Source organism: Desulfovibrio sp., from assembly GCF_041907885.1.
Taxonomy (GTDB): Bacteria; Desulfobacterota; Desulfovibrionia; order Desulfovibrionales; family Desulfovibrionaceae; genus Desulfovibrio.
Genome location: NZ_JAYRGM010000011.1, coordinates 32,047 through 49,396 on the forward strand (window position 1 = coordinate 32,047; position 17,350 = coordinate 49,396).

The 17,350-nt window shown below is 57.5% G+C and carries 17 protein-coding genes; 8 read left to right on the top strand and 9 right to left on the bottom strand.

Annotated features, from left to right (window positions below; translation table 11 throughout):
- Nucleotides 1-325: 325 nt before the first annotated feature.
- A complete protein-coding gene (locus ACE3NW_RS07465) occupies nt 326-1,045 on the bottom strand; it encodes a hypothetical protein (RefSeq protein WP_374281987.1) in 720 nt (239 codons plus the stop codon).
- A 175-nt stretch (nt 1,046-1,220) separates the two neighbouring features.
- Here ACE3NW_RS07465 and ACE3NW_RS07470 point away from each other — a divergent pair, with 175 nt between their 5' ends.
- A complete protein-coding gene (locus tag ACE3NW_RS07470) occupies nt 1,221-2,417 on the top strand; it encodes an HlyD family secretion protein (RefSeq protein WP_374281989.1) in 1,197 nt (398 codons plus the stop codon).
- 251 nt (nt 2,418-2,668) lie between these two features.
- Here ACE3NW_RS07470 and queD read toward each other — a convergent pair whose 3' ends face one another.
- The 4 genes from queD to ACE3NW_RS07490 all read right to left on the bottom strand — a co-directional run bounded on the left by queD (nt 2,669) and on the right by ACE3NW_RS07490 (nt 6,488).
- Nucleotides 2,669-3,025: a 6-carboxytetrahydropterin synthase QueD gene (queD, locus tag ACE3NW_RS07475; protein ID WP_374281991.1), complete on the bottom strand. Its 357-nt coding sequence runs from the start codon at nt 3,023-3,025 to the stop codon at nt 2,669-2,671.
- 8 nt (nt 3,026-3,033) lie between these two features.
- A complete protein-coding gene (queE, locus tag ACE3NW_RS07480; RefSeq protein WP_374281993.1) occupies nt 3,034-3,672 on the bottom strand; it encodes a 7-carboxy-7-deazaguanine synthase in 639 nt (212 codons plus the stop codon).
- Nucleotides 3,673-3,975: 303 nt separating this feature from the next.
- Nucleotides 3,976-5,715, bottom strand: coding sequence for a YcaO-like family protein (locus ACE3NW_RS07485; RefSeq protein WP_374281995.1), 1,740 nt, complete (start codon nt 5,713-5,715; stop codon nt 3,976-3,978).
- Nucleotides 5,712-6,488: a methyltransferase gene (locus tag ACE3NW_RS07490; RefSeq protein ID WP_374281997.1), complete on the bottom strand. Its 777-nt coding sequence runs from the start codon at nt 6,486-6,488 to the stop codon at nt 5,712-5,714. The genes ACE3NW_RS07485 and ACE3NW_RS07490 overlap by 4 nt, the downstream gene beginning before the upstream one ends.
- Nucleotides 6,489-6,698: 210 nt before the next feature.
- Between ACE3NW_RS07490 and ACE3NW_RS07495 the strand changes: the two genes are divergently transcribed.
- Nucleotides 6,699-7,547 carry a 50S ribosomal protein L11 methyltransferase gene (locus ACE3NW_RS07495; RefSeq protein WP_374281999.1) on the top strand — a complete coding sequence of 283 codons (849 nt, stop codon included), beginning with the start codon at nt 6,699-6,701 and terminating at the stop codon, nt 7,545-7,547.
- 8 nt (nt 7,548-7,555) lie between these two features.
- Entirely contained in the window at nt 7,556-7,936 is a 381-nt protein-coding gene (locus ACE3NW_RS07500) for a hypothetical protein (protein ID WP_374282001.1), read from the top strand.
- A gap of 10 nt (nt 7,937-7,946) precedes the next feature.
- On the opposite strand, the gene ACE3NW_RS07505 is transcribed toward ACE3NW_RS07500, so the two are convergent.
- Nucleotides 7,947-8,840: a M23 family metallopeptidase gene (locus ACE3NW_RS07505; RefSeq protein WP_374282003.1), complete on the bottom strand. Its 894-nt coding sequence runs from the start codon at nt 8,838-8,840 to the stop codon at nt 7,947-7,949.
- 129 nt (nt 8,841-8,969) lie between these two features.
- On the opposite strand from ACE3NW_RS07505, the gene ACE3NW_RS07510 reads away from it, so the two are divergent.
- The 4 genes from ACE3NW_RS07510 (at nt 8,970) to ACE3NW_RS07525 (ending at nt 12,754) form a co-directional block, all read left to right on the top strand.
- A complete protein-coding gene (locus tag ACE3NW_RS07510) occupies nt 8,970-9,827 on the top strand; it encodes a pirin family protein (RefSeq protein ID WP_374282004.1) in 858 nt (285 codons plus the stop codon).
- 87 nt (nt 9,828-9,914) lie between these two features.
- Nucleotides 9,915-10,994, top strand: a complete 1,080-nt coding sequence (locus ACE3NW_RS07515) for a metal ABC transporter substrate-binding protein (protein ID WP_374282006.1) — start codon at nt 9,915-9,917, stop codon at nt 10,992-10,994.
- On the top strand, nt 10,984-11,898 hold the full coding sequence (locus ACE3NW_RS07520) for a metal ABC transporter ATP-binding protein (protein ID WP_374282008.1): 915 nt from the start codon (nt 10,984-10,986) through the stop codon (nt 11,896-11,898). The genes ACE3NW_RS07515 and ACE3NW_RS07520 overlap by 11 nt, the downstream gene beginning before the upstream one ends.
- Nucleotides 11,891-12,754 (top strand): metal ABC transporter permease, encoded by an 864-nt coding sequence (locus tag ACE3NW_RS07525; protein ID WP_374282010.1) that lies wholly within the window; start codon nt 11,891-11,893, stop codon nt 12,752-12,754. Before ACE3NW_RS07520 ends, ACE3NW_RS07525 begins: the two co-directional genes overlap by 8 nt.
- 283 nt (nt 12,755-13,037) lie before the next feature.
- Here ACE3NW_RS07525 and ACE3NW_RS07530 read toward each other — a convergent pair whose 3' ends face one another.
- The 3 genes from ACE3NW_RS07530 to tpx all read right to left on the bottom strand — a co-directional run bounded on the left by ACE3NW_RS07530 (nt 13,038) and on the right by tpx (nt 15,301).
- Complete coding sequence (locus ACE3NW_RS07530) at nt 13,038-13,967, bottom strand: DUF2971 domain-containing protein (RefSeq protein WP_374282012.1); 930 nt, start codon at nt 13,965-13,967, stop codon at nt 13,038-13,040.
- 41 nt (nt 13,968-14,008) lie between these two features.
- Nucleotides 14,009-14,590 carry a WYL domain-containing protein gene (locus tag ACE3NW_RS07535; protein WP_374282014.1) on the bottom strand — a complete coding sequence of 194 codons (582 nt, stop codon included), beginning with the start codon at nt 14,588-14,590 and terminating at the stop codon, nt 14,009-14,011.
- Between the two features lie 207 nt (nt 14,591-14,797).
- On the bottom strand, nt 14,798-15,301 hold the full coding sequence (tpx, locus tag ACE3NW_RS07540) for a thiol peroxidase (RefSeq protein WP_374282016.1): 504 nt from the start codon (nt 15,299-15,301) through the stop codon (nt 14,798-14,800).
- Nucleotides 15,302-15,549: 248 nt separating this feature from the next.
- On the opposite strand from tpx, the gene hslU reads away from it, so the two are divergent.
- Nucleotides 15,550-16,863 carry an ATP-dependent protease ATPase subunit HslU gene (gene hslU, locus ACE3NW_RS07545; RefSeq protein WP_374282018.1) on the top strand — a complete coding sequence of 438 codons (1,314 nt, stop codon included), beginning with the start codon at nt 15,550-15,552 and terminating at the stop codon, nt 16,861-16,863.
- The last annotated feature ends 487 nt before the right edge of the window (nt 16,864-17,350 follow it).

Genomic DNA, 17,350 nt, shown 5'->3' on the forward strand with positions numbered 1-17,350 from the left:
TTGCGTTGCCCTGTTTTGTAGTGTCTGGCCGCATGCTTTCTGGCTGCATGCTTTCTGGCTGCATGCTGTCCAGTTCATGCTGTTCAGGTGTGTGCTGTTTAACACGTATTGCTTGGACATGCGCCCGCAAAAACTGCGCTGTCAGCCATGCCCATCCCGCGTCTTCTTTGCCTGCCCGTGTCTGCCCGTGGCTGCGTTCATCTGCCTGCGCCTTGTGCGGCTGGCCCTGGGCAGCGGTTGCACACTGCACATAAAAAGGCCGCCGGTTTTTGTAACCAGCGGCCTTGGGAAGCAATTTCAGGCAGTATGATCGAGCGCCAGATTTTTACAGGCTGCGTTCTTCCAGCCCGCCGCTCTTGGGCGCGCTTTTGTTGGGCGGCGTGGTCACGGGTTGCAGGCCGGGAACCACGTCGTGGATTTCTGTGGGCGGAACAAGCGGGTCGGCCGCATCGCGCTGAATAACCTTGCTGTCGCGCACATAGAGCGTGCATGAAAGCCCAAAGCATTCATACACCGCAGCAACCGTGCCCTTGAGTTTTTCCTCGTTATTGAGCGGCGGGGGAACCAGCACATAGTAGATGCGGGTGCGCCCACCGCGCTTGGGCTCCACAAAGCACGAAACTATCCATTCGTCCTGGCCGTCCCCGTTCCAGTCGGCTATGCCAACCATATTGACTTTGAGCTTCTGGGTGGCATGATTGATGCTGAAACCGTTGGGAAAGTGCTGCACCCGGCTGTCCGGCAGTTTGGTGGCGGCAAATGTCTCCCCAAGGTAGACATCGTGCGCGGCATCATTTTGCAGCATAAACGAGGGCGAAAGGCGGGTGTACAGAATTTCGCCGTAGTCCTTCAGGCCCTTGAAGGACATGGGGGCCGTGTATGAGCCGTCCTTGTCCAACAGGTCGCGGGCCTGTAGTTCCTTGGGCATGTTGTGCGCCATCTTTATGAATTCGTCTTTTTCTACCACAACCACGGGGCGGGTAGTGCCGCAGCCGGCTAACAGGCCGCCCAGACAGAGCAGGGCGAAAATTCTTGATAAGAACATGGTGTGTGTCAGCTCCCTGGCGGAGTTTTGACGGCAAGAAGCCGCACTCTCCGTGAATGCTGACTTTGTAAGCGTCTGCGTGCGGCTTGTAAAGAGCCTTGCGCTCAGGATGGTACGGTATCTGCATGTTTTTATGAGAATGTCATGAAAATGCACCAACACCACAGGACAAGCCATGCCTGAACCGATTTATTTGCAAATGCCAGAGGCCCCGCTGAAAAAGCATGGGCGCCAGTTTTTGCGTCTGCTGCCCATATGGGTGCTCGTTTTTCTGGCAGCTGGCGGCTGGTGGTGGATTGAGGCTGGCCGTGTAACAAGCACCTGGGCCATGCTGGACGGCATGGTCTACGCTGTTTCGTCCGAATTTCCCGGTCGGGTGGATGCCGTGACGGTACGAGAGGGCGACCGCGTCAAAAAAGGCCAGGTGGTTGCCCGTCTGGATGTCAGCGGGTATGCCAGACGCATGGCCGAGGCCGGGCGCGAGGCCGCAGGCCTGCGGGTAATGGGGCCTCCCGGCATGGAGGAAACAGCGGCCCGTCTCAAGCAGGCGCAGAATTCCGAGCAGGAGATGGTACACCGCATTGCCCTTGCCCGGCATGAGGAAGACCTCAAGCAAAAAAATCGCGAAGAACGCGTGGCAGAGCATGTGCGCGCCCAGCTCGCCCTGCGTACCCTCGACAGCCAGGGGGGCGAACACGCGGTTGGTTCCGCGCGTTATGCCGCCGCCAGGCAGGCAGAAATGCAGACCCGCCTTGCCAAGGAAAGGGCCATGGTTGAGTTTGAGCAGGTAAGCCTGGTGCGGGCCGCCATGGATCAGGAGCTGGCACGCGTGCGCGATGAAACCCTGCGCTACAAGCAGATGGCCTCGCGCAACCGCTACGCGCCGCAATATGTTACCGGGGCGCTGGGGGCAGCCATGAACGCGGCCCCGCAACAAGTGGTGGATGGCAATTTGTACGCGCCGCAAGACGGGCGTATTCTGCGCGGTATGGCCATGCCGGGGCAGAATGTGCAGCGGGGGGATCCCGTTGTACTGCTGCTGCCAGAGGGCAAGGAAGCGCAAAAATCTTTCTGGATCATCGCCTACTTTGGCCAGGATGAGGCCAATGCGCTCAAGCCAGGGCAAAAATGCGCCGTCAGCCTGCAAGGCGGCCTGAAGCTTGAGGGCCGGATTTATGACCGGCTGGAGCCGCAGCCCCTGCCCGCCAGTGCCAATGCGGGCAGCAAGGACGCTGCGCCCGCTAAGGAAACTGCGGCCAGCCCCCAGCTTTATGTGCCGGTGCGCGTTGTCATCAGCGATGCTGAGGGCAAGCAGTTTGAGCCGGGCATGGTGGGCAAGTGCGAAGTAATGACAAGGGTTTTCTGGGAGTAGACAGGGCGGCTGCCGCAAGAATGTTGTGCAGCGGCTGGCGCGTTCTGCCCTGGGCCGCGCGGCAGAAACCGATTGCAGCGGTAGAAGTTTTCAGCTTTCCCAAACTGCCTTTATTGCTGACACCGTAAAGCAGGCCGTTGGGCAAAACTGCTTGATGTCCGCCCCAATAATGCTCAAAGGCCGTCCAGCACTGGGCGGCCTTGCTTTTACTGGTCTGCGGGGGCTCAGCGGGTGCTCAGCGGCACTGGTCGCTATTTGCCCGTGTACACAGCGCCAGAAGTGGGGCTTTCCTTGACCACGATTTTTGAAAGTCCCGCGAGCTCAGGCTCAAGCTTGCGCCATATCCATACGGCTATGTTTTCACTGGTGGGATTCTCAAGGCCCGCAATATCATTCAGATACGTGTGGTCCAGCTGATCAATGTAGGGCTTCACAATTGCCTTGATGTCGCCAAAATCCGCAACCCAGCCAGTGTCTTGTGCCACATCTCCCTGCACGTACACTTCAACCGCAAACGTATGTCCGTGCAAATTGCCGCATTTATGCCCGGCTGGCACAGCAGGCAAACGGTGCGCTGCGTCGAATGACAAAGAAACGTAAATATCCATACTGTCTCCTAACGAATGCCGATAAACTTGTGGGTCTGAAGGCTCAGTTTCCACAGGGGCCTGTGGAGGCAGGCTTGCACAGCCTCTTCGGTTGCCTGCGTCTGCCCTGCATAATCACGCGGTTGCAGAAAAAAATTTTCAAATTCAAGATGTTCAAAATCCTGCAAAGCCATGCCCGCCTGGGGCCAGACAAGTTTCAGCTCGTTACCGCGTGTGACAACCAGCTCTGTTCCTGCCTTGGGGCTCACCGTTATCCAGTCCAGCCCGTCGGGCAACGCTAGTGTGCCGTTGGTTTCCATGCCAACCTGTACGCCGTGGCGGGTCAGCTCCCACACCAGCTCGTCCGTAACCTGTAGGGCGGGTTCGCCGCCGGTAAGAACAACATAAGGCCGATAGCCCGAATGTGCATAAGAGGGAAAATGGGCGCATATGGCTCTGGCCAGCGTTTGGGCGTTTTCGAATTTTCCGCCCGATTCTGCCGCGCCGTTAAAATCAGTATCGCAAAACGTGCATTTCGCAAATTGACGGTCTTCTTCGCGCCCCGACCACAGGTTGCAACCCGAAAAACGGCAAAAGACAGCGGGGCGGCCTGCGTGGAAGCCTTCTCCCTGCAACGTATAAAATATTTCTTTGACTGCAAAGCTCACGGTGTCACTCCATTTTGCCAAACCTTTGCCGCCGTAGGATTTCAATCTTCATGCGGGCGGGCCCGGCGGTTCCGCTTGGGGTGAATACAGGTATACCCCCACAGTCAAAACGTGGCAAAATTCGCATTTCTATAATAATTTCAGATAAATGCTTGTACTGCTTATGCTGCTTGTGCTGGATTTTTTATGGGGAACAGAAGCGCCGGAATTTTGAGCGGGCGTACTCTGGTACGTGGGCAGCAAAATTCCGGCGCAGAATAGGGCGTTGCCATCGGCTATGCGCACTCAGCCTGTAAGATTTGTCTAGTCGTCCAGTTCAGCCAGATGCTTACGGGCAAAATCAAGGCTTGCGTCAAGCTCCAGAGCCGCGCCCAGATATTCCCGCGCCTGCTCGGCATTGCCCATGAATTTTTCGCACAGGCCCAGATTGGCCAGATCCATGGCAGAGCCTTTATCCACGCGCAGCACAGCCTTAAAGGCTTCTGCGGCCTGGGCGTAGTTGCCGGTTTTAAAGTGGGCCACACCAAGCAGATTGCCGTATTCCTTCATATCCGGGCAAAGCTCTGCGGCTGCGGCCAGTGCGGGCAGGGCCTCCTGCCAGCGGCATTGCAGCGTGTCTGCATAGCCAAGATAAAACGCGGCCAGAGCCTTGGAATCAGCATCGGGTTGCAGGGGCACGGCTGTGGCAAAGGCGCTGCGGGCCGTGTCAAAGTCTTCTGCGCGCAGGGCAAGCATGCCTTCAAAAAAAGGCAAAAAATGCGCGCCGGGGTAGCAGGATTCCAGCACGTTCAGGCCGTGCAGCACGGTTTCCGCATCGGCTTCTTCCACCAGTTTGCGGCCCACAAAGAGCCCAAGGCTCTGGTTGCGGTCGCGCTCGCGAAATTGCAGGCCCGGCACAATGCTGTAGTGGGTGGGAATGCCCAGACGCGGGTGGGTGGTTTCAACCGCATAGAGTTCCAGCGGGGCAAGGCCGCGCAAAGCTGTAAGCAGCTCTTCGCAGATGTCGTTATTTTCCACGCTGGGCAGGCTGGTGAGGGCTACGGTGGGGCCTTCAACAAGCCAGTTGATCTGCTCAAGGGCCGTGTATTTGGAAAGCCCAGAAGCCTCATAGCAGGCGCGGGTGCAAAAATCGCCCGCAAGCTGGGCCACTTCGGTAACCGCGCGGATTGCCGCCTTGGCCGGTGATGCCGCCGTGCCAGCCGTGTAGACGATTTCGGAAGTATGGGGAAAGGTTTTGGGATCCCAGGCCACGGCGGCAACCGTGGGCAGGGGCATGCCGAGCGAAAAATCTTTCAGCACAATGCGCACGCCCTCGCGCTCAAAGGCTGCCAGCAGCCCGGCCAGCACGGGATCAAAGGCGCAGGATGCCGGGTCGATGGTGGGCGTGGTGGGCTGGTTGCGGTCAACGCGGCAGCACACGTGGCGTTCGATCAGTTCGCTCAGGCCCTGAAGCAGCGATTCTTCGCGGCTGTTGCCAGCCGAGGTTCCGTTGAATTCACCAAGCAGCTTGAACCAGTCGAGTGGCAGCCACACGGTTTTGCCGTCCAGCAGGCGGGTGGCGGGGTAGAACTGCCAGCGTGTAAGGTCAAGCACGCGGCGGGCGTCTTCTGGCGCAAGATTGTCGTCCACCGAGCGCAGCATGTCTGCGAGGGGCAGCAGATCATTGCCAAAGCGGGCCTCGGCCTCGCTCCATGTGGCGCTGACCATGTGGGGAAGTTCTTCCCAAAAGCTGAAAAACGCAAACCGTTCCATCAGTTCCATCAGGGCCGAAGCCTCGGCCTGCTCGGCAGAGGAACCTTTGCCCATCTGCTTGCGGGTGGGCATGATGCGCCGGGCATCGGCCCCGCACACGCTCAGAAAAACCGGTATGCCCAGGCGGCCCACATCCACGCGGCGCGTTTTTGACAAAATATCAAGCCGCGACGAATCAAGCCGCTCGCGCACGCGGGCAATGGTCTGCGCGGGGCTCATGGCTTTGTCGAGGTCGCGGGTGTAGCCCTTGGGGCAGGGGGCCAGGGTTATGTGGGGCAAATTCTCGCTCATGGCCGCTCCAGAATCAGAATGCTGTACAGACGGCGCTGTTCCTCGCCGTTTTCGTCCTGAGATTTCACGCCAATGCGTCCTTCGGTAATCTTGAAGGTCTTGGCCGCTATCTTGCCAAAGTGGGGCTTGGCGCGGGCCACATCGGTGCAGAAAAACGCCTTGCCGCCGGGGGCCAGGTGGCGGTCTACAAATTTGACCAGTGGGCGGTGCAGATCGTCGAGGTAGAGAATTTCAGAGGCGGCGATAATGTCAAAACCGCTGGCAAAGCGGGGGTCGCGGCCTGGGGCGGTCACGTCCACGTGCGTAACCTCGATCTGGTCGCCCATGCCGTTGCGCAGCACGTTGGCCCTGGCAAAGCGCAGGGCCTGCTCCACCACGTCGCTCAGCACCACGCGTGCAAAACCATAACGCGCGGCCACAAGGCTGAGCGCGCCGCAGCCAGCGCCAAGTTCGAGCAGGCTTTTGCCCTGCGGCTCATACTTGCGCAGCAGGCGGCCAAGCACAAAGGAACCGGGCCACAGCTTTGCCCACAGGGGCAGATCTTTGAGCGGATCGTGAATGGCCTTGCGTTGCAGCAGTTTGTCCAGATGCGCGCTCATGTTCTGTATGGAAAGCACCTCAAGAGGATTTTCGTCCACATGCAGCGGTTCGAAATCCACCTCAAAATCGGTGCGGATGCGTTCAAGCAGGCTTTCAAGTTCTGCGGCGTGCGCAGCCGAAAGTTGCGGCCCTGATTCCGGGGCGGCCTGGGCCGGGCTTTGGAGGTCAGACATGGATGTTCCTTGCGATGGGGAATACAAAGGCATTGATAAGTTGGTTACTATACCCGCATTTACGGCATATGGCAATACTTATTGATTTGATATGATTTAAGCGCTGTTACGGCCTCGGCGGGGGACTCGACCCGGCCAAGGAAGTCTGGCATGGTTTGCAGGTCGGTGGGCGTGCCCGTGGCCCCACTGCAAACACCGAGCGAGAGGATTATGAAGCAAATTTTTCGTTTTGAAATGGTTGTGGCCGAAGAAGACGCAGACCGCGCCACCGGCCTGTTGACCCTGGGCGTGCCCTTTGGCTGGGAAGAAGAAACCCTGCCCACGGGCGAAACCCGCTTTCGCGTGCATTGCGAAAACCCCGAATTTATCAACAATCTGCAAAGCGACATGCAGGCCCGTATTCCCACTGCGGAATGCACGCTGACCACGCTGGAGGATCAGGACTGGCTGGCCGCGTGGCGGCAGTTTTTTACGCCGGTTCCCTGCGGCAACCGTTTTGTGGTGCTGCCCCCCTGGCTGGCTGACAGCACGGATTTTCCCGGTCGGGAAAAAATTGTCATCGAGCCCAAAAGCGCCTTTGGCACGGGCCACCATGCCACCACTGCCCTGTGCCTGACTGTGCTGAGCGACCTTGTGGAATCGGGCCGCGTTAAGGCTGGTCAGCATTTTCTCGACCTTGGCACGGGTTCTGGCGTGCTGGGCATTGCCTGCTGCAAGAGCGGCCTCACCGGCGAAGGCTATGACATCGACATGCTTGCCGTTGAAAATGCCATTGAAAACAGGGCCATTAACGGCATTGAAGGCTTTGAGGTTGGCCTTGGCAGCATAGATGCCCTTGAGGGCCGCACCTATGATCTGGTGCTGGCAAACATTCTGGCGCGCCCGCTCATCGACCTTTCGCAGCGCATTGTGTGGGCCTGCAAGCCCGGCGCGTGCCTCGTGCTTTCGGGCCTGCTTGAAATTCAGGCCGACAGTGTGGAAGAGGCCTACATGGCCCAGTGCCTGCCCAAGCCCCGCCGTGTTATCGACGGCGAGTGGTGCGCGCTGGTCTGGGAATAGGTGCGGGATTGACGGTTGTTGCCCTTGCTGCGGCGGCGCAGGCAGATCATCTGTCTGCGTTGCCCGGCACGTTCATATATCTTGAGGGGCAATGGATTTCGGCCCTGATATTTGCAGGGCTGCTGTGCCTGGGCGTGGTTCTGCAAGTGCTGGGTATTTACCGTGCAAGTCTGCGCGGGCTGCGTTGTGCCCTGCTTGGGGCGGCGCTGGTTGTGGGCGCGGGGCTTTTTGACCGCGACCCCGTGCTTGTGGTGGGGCAGCTTGTGCTGACTGCGGCCCTGTGGCCTGCGGCAGCCAAGAAGGCTGGCAAATTGGGCAAGCCCGACAAGCCCGGCAAGCCCGAAAAATCCGGGCCCGGCGCGGCGCAGCCGGTTCAGAAATCGCGCTAGGGTTATAACCTCATGGGCGCTCGTTCCATTTGGGAATGGGCGGCGGCGTGTAGCTGTCCATTTTTTTGAGCATTTCGCCAAGGTGAACCGGGCGGCCATTGGGGCCGCGCTGCACGGGCCCGCACGACTGGGCTTCAAGCACCGGCGGAATATCTTCTGGTGCTGGCCGCAGCACTTCATCTGCCGAATGCAGAAAGGGCATGGGGTCAACGGACTTGCCAGAGGCATCGAGCAGGCCAAAATGCAGATGCGCGCCCGTGGTTCTGCCGGTGCAGCCCACAAGCCCGACAGGCTCGCCCGCCTCGACACGTTGGCCGCTTTTTGCCACTGTTTTTGACATGTGCCCATAGCGGGCTGTCATGCCGTCATCCTGCTTGATATCGACAGAAATGCCCAAGGCTCCGTTTTCGCCCGCGCGGATAACCGTGCCGGGTTTGAAGGCCGTGATGGGCCAGCCCATTCTGGCGCGGATATCAATGCCCGCATGGTCGCGCATGGTAAGACCGCGCCTGCTGAGCCAGCCAGGCATGCGCCGGTTGCCAAAAGGGGATGTGATAAGCTCGCGCAGAGGCGGCAGGGTGCGTTTGGCACTGGCGGCAGCGGGTTCTGTTGCTGTGGGTGAATTTTGCTGCGGGCCAGATGTGGCTTGCCCCTCGGCGCTGCCCGTGCTGCCCGTGCCCGTGCTGCCTGTCCCCGTGCTGGCAGGGTCTTGCTGCTGATCGGCCTGCGGGGCTTGTGACGTTACGGTTTGCGGCGGCATGTTTTCTGGCTGCTGTTTTTCTGGCTGCGCAGGGGCTTCCTGCCGGGCAGGGCTTTCAGCCGCTGGCGCTTGGGCCAGGGCAGGCGTGCTGGTCTGGCTGGCGCAGAGGGCAAGCAGCACAAGGCTGAAAAATATTTTTTGCACGTTTTCTCCTGTGCTGCTGCGTGCGTGCGCCTTGGCGCACAACAGGCTGGCAGCATACGATGCACTGTGAAAAAATCAAGCGGATTGCAGGCCGTACACGGCAGTACGGCGCATCCATGGGAGGTCAGTATGCCTTTACGGACCATCATTCAGGACGTTACCGGCAAGCCCACAATTGACGGCGCGGGCGTGCGGCTTGTGCGCGTGCTGGGCTCGCCCACGGTCAAGACTTTTGATCCCTTTCTTATGCTTGATGCCTTTGATTCGACAAATCCCGACGACTATACCAAGGGCTTTCCCACGCATCCGCACCGGGGCATTGAAACATTCACCTACCTCGTGAACGGGGCCATCGAACACAAGGACAGCCTTGGCAACGAGGGAGTTATCCGCGATGGCGACTGCCAGTGGATGACCGCTGGCGGCGGCATTCTGCATCAGGAAATGCCGCTGGCATCGCCGCGCATGCTGGGTTTGCAGCTGTGGATCAATCTGCCTGCAAAACACAAGATGGTTGATCCCAAGTACCGCGACATTACCGCGCCCATGGTTCCGCATGTGGCAGAAGACGGTGCCACCGTGGCTGTGGTGGCGGGCAGATACAAGGATGTGAACGGCGCGGCCCAGGGCGATTATGTGGATGTGCGCTTTCTGGATGTGCGCCTCAAGCCCGGCGCGCGCTGGCAGATGGAGGCAGACCCCGCGCACACGGTTTTTGTCTATGTTTACGCGGGCGACTGCTTTTTGCTTGAGGGGCGCGAGCCCATCTTGGCCCGCCACGCCTATCTGTTGGGCGAGGGCGATGCCGTGTCATTTGAAGGCGGCGATGCCGAGTGCCGGTTTGTGCTGGTTTCGGGCGCTCCATTGCGCGAGCCCGTGGCCTGGGGCGGCCCCATTGTCATGAATACGGAAGAAGAACTCATGCAGGCCTATTTTGATATTGAAGAGGGCAGATTTATCAAACACTGGGTTCCACAGCACAAGTAGCCTTTGTCTGGCAATGGCGGCCAGCCTTGACACGCCCGCAAGTGAGTCTTATTGGGGCATTGCACTTCAGAAACAGGAGTCAATATCATGTGCAACTGTATTTCTGCATTGTTCTGCAAAGGCAAACAATATGCCCTGCTGCTGGCCTGCGCCCTGCTGGCGACCTTTTTTGCGGTTGCAGGGGCATCTGCCGCCGAGCCCAAGGTGCGCGTGCTTGCCACAACCTACCCTGTTTACCTCATAACCCGTGCCGTAACCCAATCGAGCCCCGATGTGCAGGTTGATCTGCTTATCCCCGCCCAGACCGGCTGCCCGCACGATTATGCCCTGACCCCCAAGGACATGCAAAAGCTCGCCAAGGCCCGCATTGTGGTTATCAACGGGCTGGGTCTGGAGGCCTTTTTGCAAAAGCCTCTTGCCGCCGCTGGCAAAATTACGGTTATCGACAGCAGCGCTGGCGTGAACACCATTGCTGAAGATCACGATGAAGACCAGCATGCCAGTCAGCATGAGGGGCAGCATGACGGGCACGGCAGCGCTGACAAGGCCAACAACGCCGGACATGACCATGCCGCAGCGGCCAAGGGGCACGATCATGCCCATGACCACGGCCATGAACATGCTCACGACAACGGCCACGACCACGGCGGCCTGAATCCGCACGCATTTGCCAGCCCCATGCAGGCGGCAATAATGGCCCGCAACATTGGCCGTGGCCTGGCTGCTGCTGAACCTGTAGCCGCAAAAAACTGCCCCGAAGCTGCGGAAGTCTACGCCGCAAAGCTTGAGGCCGTGGGCAAGCGTCTGGCCCTTGTGGGGGCCAATGCCGCCAACAAGAACGTGGTGGCCCTGCACGATGGCATGGCCTACCTTGTACGCGATGCCGGTCTGAACCTTGTGGACGTGATTCAGGAGGACGAGGAGGCGCAGCCTTCTGCCGCCCGTCTGCTTGATCTTGTAAAAAAGATCAAGGAATCAAAGCCTGTTGTGCTCATTGGGGAGCCTCAGTATTCGGATAAGCCCGTGCGCGCGCTTTCGACAGAAACGGGGGTTCCTGCGGTGCAGCTTGATTCGCTGGCTTCCGGGCCTGCCAACGCGCCCCTTGATTATTACGAAACCGTCATGACCCACAATTGTGCTATTCTTGAGAAATACCTTGGCAAATAATATTCTGCCTGCCCCCTCGGTCTGCTTTGAGAATGTATGCCTCAGCCGGGGGGGCAATCTTATTCTTGATGGTATCTGCGCCACTGCGCCCGCAGGCGGCAGCACGGTTATTGTAGGCCCCAACGGGGCAGGCAAAACCACCTTGCTGCTGTGTCTTATTGGCGAATTGCCGTTTACGGGGCGCATTGAGTTTGCTGGCACAGAACGGCAGCCGCACGTGGCCTATGTGCCGCAGCATTTGAGCATGGACCGCAGCCTGCCCCTGCGTGTGAGCGAATTTATGGCCCTGAGCTGCCAGCGCCACCCCCTGTGGCTGGGCCTGCGCCCCTTTGCGCGCGCAGAGGGACGGCAACTTTTGCAGCTGGTCAAGGCTGAACATCTGGCGCAGAGCCGCATGGGCGACCTCTCTGGCGGCGAATTGCGGCGCGTGCTGCTGGCTGCCGCCCTTGGGCGCAACCCGGAACTGCTGGTTCTGGATGAGCCTGCGGCGGGTGTTGACGTGCGCGGCGAGAGGCTGTTTTGGGAGCTGCTGGACGAGGCCCGCCGCGAGCGGGGCTTTACGCAGATTATGGTTAGCCACAATCTGCCCCTGGTGGCGCACTATGCCACCCATGTGATCTGCCTCAACAAGACCGTGTGCGCCATGGGCGCGCCCCGCGCCACACTTGTTTCGTCCACGCTCATGGAGCTTTTTGGCGTACCTATCCATCTGTACCCCGACCAGTGCGACCCTGAAGACCCCGGCTGCCCCCAATGCGGCGTGGTGAGCGAGGCAGAGGGGCTGCTGCCCAATTATTCGTCCATCGAGCGGCGCGAGGCAGCCCGCCTGGCCGCCCGCCAGGCAGTACGGCAAGCTGGCCTCAGTGGCGGCACTGCACCCGATCAGGGAGGTTCACGTGCCTGATCTTGCACCCGTGTACACGCTTATCTCCATGATTCCGCTCGATTGCCTGCAAATGCGTTTCATGCAGCAGGCCCTGCTGGGAGTGCTGCTGCTGGCTCCCATGGCCTCTGTGCTGGGCGTTGAGGTGATCAATTTTCGCATGGCCTTTTTTTCGGACGCCATCGGCCATTCGGCCTTTGCCGGTGTTGCCCTTGGGCTCATTCTGGCCGTGCCGCCCCGCCTTGCCATGCCCCTGTTTGGCATTCTGGTGGGGCTGGCCATTATGGCCGTGCGGCGTAAAAGCGATCTCTCGTCAGATACAGTCATTGGCATTGTTTTTTCTGCCGTGGTGGCCTTTGGCCTTGCGGTGGTCAGCCGCGCCGAGGGCGTGGGCAGGGACATGCAGCGCTTTTTGTACGGCGATATTCTTACCATCACCGATGGAGAAATAGGCTTTTTGGCCCTGCTGTTTGTCGCCCTGCTGGTTTTTCAGGTGGTTGGCTACAACCGGCTGATGTACATTGCCCTCAACCCCGTTATGGCGCGGGTGCATGGCGTGCGCGTGGCCCTGTGGCAATACGCCTTTGCTGGGCTGCTGGCCCTGGTGGTGATGTTTTCTGTGTGGGCGGTGGGCGTGCTGCTGGTTACGGCCATGCTGATCGTGCCTGCCGCAACAGCCCGCAACCTTGCCCGCTCTGCCGGGGGAATGTTCTGGTGGGCGCTGCTGGTGGGTACTTCGTCCGCCTTTGTGGGGCTTGCGCTTTCGGCGCAGGAATGGCTGGCCACGGCCAGCGGGGCCACCATTATTCTTGTGGCCTGCTGCTGGTTTGCCCTGAGCCTGCTTGTGGTGCAGACACGCGAACACCGGCGGGGGTAACATGCGTTGATAACTGCCGCTACCAAGGCTGTGATGAAATAAAAAAACCGCCTTCCCCGTATTTCGAGGAAGGCGGTTTTGCGTGTGGGAAACAGGCAGGGCTAAACCAGTTTTTTACAGCTTCAAGGGCAATTGAGTGGGCAGTTCTACCTGCATGTTTTGCAGGGCGGTTGCCAGAATGGGCATGGCCCGAAGTGCTGCGGCGTTGTGGTAGGTTCTCCTGAGCATTTTTTTTGGGGGTGCTGCGCTAGGCTATAGTGGAGAAATCTGAATGCTCAGCCAACTATAATATTTGCATAGGTTCGAAGCTTTCCTCAAGCTTATTCGGTATCATCTTGAATAGAGGAATCTCATGTTTGCTGCAAAAATTTTTAGCAGCTTCGCCAAGTACATCATCCGAGCGAGAAGCCAAATATACTTCTTTGATCATTTCAACAGGAATATCTTCAAGCCCAAGGATTTTAGCGTTTGGATCTTCCGCAATCGAGATTACCATTCTCCATTCGTTTTCAGCTTCCCACTTATGGTGCTTTGTGTAGTAGATATCTTCGGCCAGTGCCTTTCTTCCATTATCCATATCATCATAATCGGAAAGATATCTTTGATGTCGCTGCTTGGGGTATTGAACGGGGACAAGGTGGCGGAAAGGATCATATGGAACCAACCTTCGATCAAAGAATGGGTTGCTAGTATCAAAACCAACAACAAACCCCCTGAGAGGGTGTCCCTGAAAATTTGGTGTGTAATTCCCCCACATTGCAGGATTGTTTTTGTCAGGCGTCAGGCATAAAACGCCCATATTAGCCTTATTTTGAGCTGATTCGTGCAGTTGTAGCAGTTTTTTTGCGGACAAATCTGTTGCAAGCCAGTTTGCAAGGAGCGTGGCGCTGTCTTGAAGGTCCCTTTGATATTCATTTCTTAGCATGGAAAGAATTTGTGGAGTTAGAAAATCTTCAAAAATACTTCTCGGGGAACCACTGAGTTCAACAAGCTGATCGCAAAGATGTTTTTTTAGTGTGCTATCATCCTTGATTTGCTCAAGAAGACGATCACGCATATAGGCGGGCTCACAAAGCCCAGTAGTTTTTAAAATACATTCAAAATCGTCATTGAACTCTGCCGGGGGAGTAAAACGCAATTGGGGGGTATCGAAGAACCCAATGCGGGCAGAGGACATGTATTTGTATAAAATTGGTGGCGGAGAGTCAGGCATTGTGCCCCTCGAGGAATGAGTGCTCGTAGCGTCACAAACTCTTATGATGCCAGCTGTGAACCGTCAGGACTAATCTTCCCGTCCACATATTCCCACAAATCATATTTCTTGCCGTCAATGGTCAGCTTGGTCTTGATGCGGTCAAGGGCAAAGGTGCGTACCTCGTTGCGCAACTGGCAGAATCCCCGAAAGTACAGGGCGTCCTTGTAGTCCTTTTCTATGGAAGTGACCTTGACCGCGCGGCGCGTGCGCTCCTGCTTGCTGCTCACATAGCTGAACGTGGCTTCAAACTCGCCTTTCCACAGCGGGGTGAGAGTGTCTTCCCACTGGTTGAAACGGTTTGACCGTGAACTTTCAAATACTTCCCCAGTTTCCGGGTGGTAGCGTGTGCCGTCTCTTCGTGTTTTGGTGCGGTTGTCGTATTCTTCAGCGCGCCTGAAGCAGCTTTTGACATAGCCGAACAGCGCCCAAATTGCCGCCAGCGCAAATAGGAGAGCACCCCAGTACAGAACTGTGTGCCAAGTGCCTTCGGTTTTACCAGATAGCCAAAGGCAGAGCAGGGAAACGCCGACACAGCCGAACAGGACCTGCAATTCTTCTTTGGGCGTGAGTTCTTTTGGCATGCACTCTCCACAACGAAGGATTTGAATCGTTACCTTATACCTGTTTGTGACTTTGTGCCAGAGGTGCGCGGAACCCCAACCGCGTTCATCAACCTGATGGTCACTACACCTAAAGCACCGCGCAGCACTTTATTGACGCTCAAATACAAAAAAACGCCTTCCCCACTGCGGGGAAGGCGTTTTGGCTTTGCGGGAGCAGGGGGGCTGTTACGCCAGCTTTTTCACGGCTTCAAGGGCGGCAGCATAGTCGGGCTCGTGGGTCACTTCGGTCACCAGCTGGCTGTAGGCCAGGGTTCCGTCGGGGCCGACCACAAAGATGGCGCGGGCCAGCAGATCCAGTTCCTTGATCAGAACGCCGTAGGTTTTGGCAAAGGATGCTGTGCGGTAGTCGGAGAGAGTTTCAACAGCGGTTACGCCAGCAGCGCCGCACCAGCGGGCTTGGGCAAAGGGCAGATCGCGGCTTACGGCCACGATGCGCACCTTGTCAGACTGGGCTGCGGCTTCTGTATTGAAGCGGCGCACTTCCATGTCGCACACGGGTGTATCCAGCGAGGGAACGCACACCAGCACCAGTACCTTGCCAGCGTAGTCTTTCAGGCTGCGGGGGCTCATATCATTGGCGGTCAGCGTAAATTCAGGGGCCTTGCCGCCTACGGCAGGCTGGGAGCCTTCGAGGTGCATGACATTGCCTTTGAAAGTAACTGTATCCATAGGAAACTCCTTATTGTTTCAGGGTTCTTGGATTCTGTGTCATCAAGGCTTTATTGTCAATAGTTATTATTAACGAAGATCACGGCGGTGATTTCCGTAACTACTTTTTCATTGTACCTTTGGGGCACATTCTTCGCAAGGGCAGCCTGTGGCAGCCTGCGCGCGGATAAAATCAGCGTTCATTCCATTGCCATATGCTCGGCAGTGCCTATATTTAAACAAGAATGTGTCTACAGCAGGAGCAATTGATGAGCACTTTGACACCACGCGGCATAGTAGCCGAACTTGATAAATTTGTTGTGGGGCAGGAACAGGCCAAGCGCATGGTGGCGGTGGCGGTGCGCAACCGCTGGCGGCGTCAGCACCTTGCAGAAGAACTGCGCGATGAAGTTTCGCCCAAAAACATCATAATGATGGGCCCCACCGGCGTGGGCAAGACAGAAATTGCCCGCCGTCTGGCCAAACTTTCTGGCGCGCCCTTTGTAAAGGTGGAGGCCACCAAGTTTACCGAGGTGGGCTATGTGGGGCGCGATGTGGAATCCATGGTGCGCGACCTCATGGAAATTGGCATCAACCTTGTGCGCGACGAGGAAAACGCCCGCGTGCGCAAGGCCGCCGAGGCTGCCGCAGAATCGCGCCTGATGGATCTGCTGCTACCCAGTTCGTTTGGATCTGAAGACCGCGCCTCTACGCGAGAAAAGCTGTTGCAGCAGTTTCGCCTGGGCTTTCTGGATGACCGCGAAGTGGAAGTGGAAGTTACAGAGCAGGGCGGCGGCAGCGTGGATATTTTTGCCATCCCCGGCATGGAGCAGATGGGCGGCCAGGTGAAGGACATGTTCAGCAAGGCCTTTCCGCCCAAGCATACCCGCCGCAAAATGAAGGTGCGCAACGCCTTTGCCGTGCTTGTACAGGAAGAATCGGGCAGGCTGGTGGATCAGGAAGCCCTGGTGGACAAGGCCCGCGAACGTGTGGAGCAGACAGGCATCATCTTTATTGACGAAATCGACAAGATCGCCAGTTCTTCGCAAAACCGTACATCGGACATTTCACGCGAGGGCGTGCAGCGCGATCTGCTGCCCATTGTGGAGGGCAGCGCGGTCAACACCAAGTACGGCATGATCCGCACCGACCATATTCTGTTTATCGCGGCGGGGGCGTTCCACTTCAGCAAGCCCTCGGACATGATTCCCGAATTGCAGGGCCGGTTTCCCCTGCGGGTGGAATTGCAGCCCCTGGGCAAGGAAGAATTTTTGCGCATTCTCAAAGAGCCGGATAACGCGTTGACAAAGCAGTACGAAGCCCTGCTTGCCACAGAGCAGATTCGTCTGAGCTTTACCGATGACGGCCTGGAAGAAATTGCGGCCTTTGCAGAAGACACCAATACCCGCACCGAAAATATCGGCGCGCGGCGGCTCTATACCATTATGGAAAAAATTCTGGCCGATATCTCGTTTGACGCGCCAGAAATGCCCGGTGCGCAGATAGTGGTAAACAAGGCCTATGTGGAAGAACATCTGCAAGATGTGCGCGATGACCAGGATTTGAGCCAGTATATTCTGTAAGATGTGCGGCTTCGCGGGCTACGTGAGCTGGGCAGACTGGGTGAATTGGGCAGACAGGGCAAACTGCACGAGCTGGCGATGGACGTGCCCTGCGTCAAGGCTTGTGCCATGGCAAAGGCCGCATTGGTCAATCGTGTACGTTTGGCTGTACTGATGAAAAACATGCGCAAGGTCGATTTTGACAAGATTAGTGGATACTGAAACTATTATGACAGAGAAGCCGACTCAGCTAAACAGGGTCGGCTTCTCTGTTTATGCGCCTTTTGGGGGGTCGCATTGGGCAGGAATCGGGCAGAGCCTGCACGTCGGGATAGCAGCCCCCCCGTCTTTGGTGTAGAGCCCGAAAAACGGCAACAGAACGCAAAAAAGGGTTTGTGAGCGGCCTTGAGCCATCTTCACAAACCCTTGATTTAACTTGGTACCGGGAGCGGGTATCATTTATTAGGCGTAACACTCATAAATATAAGTGTAAATTTTTTTCATATAA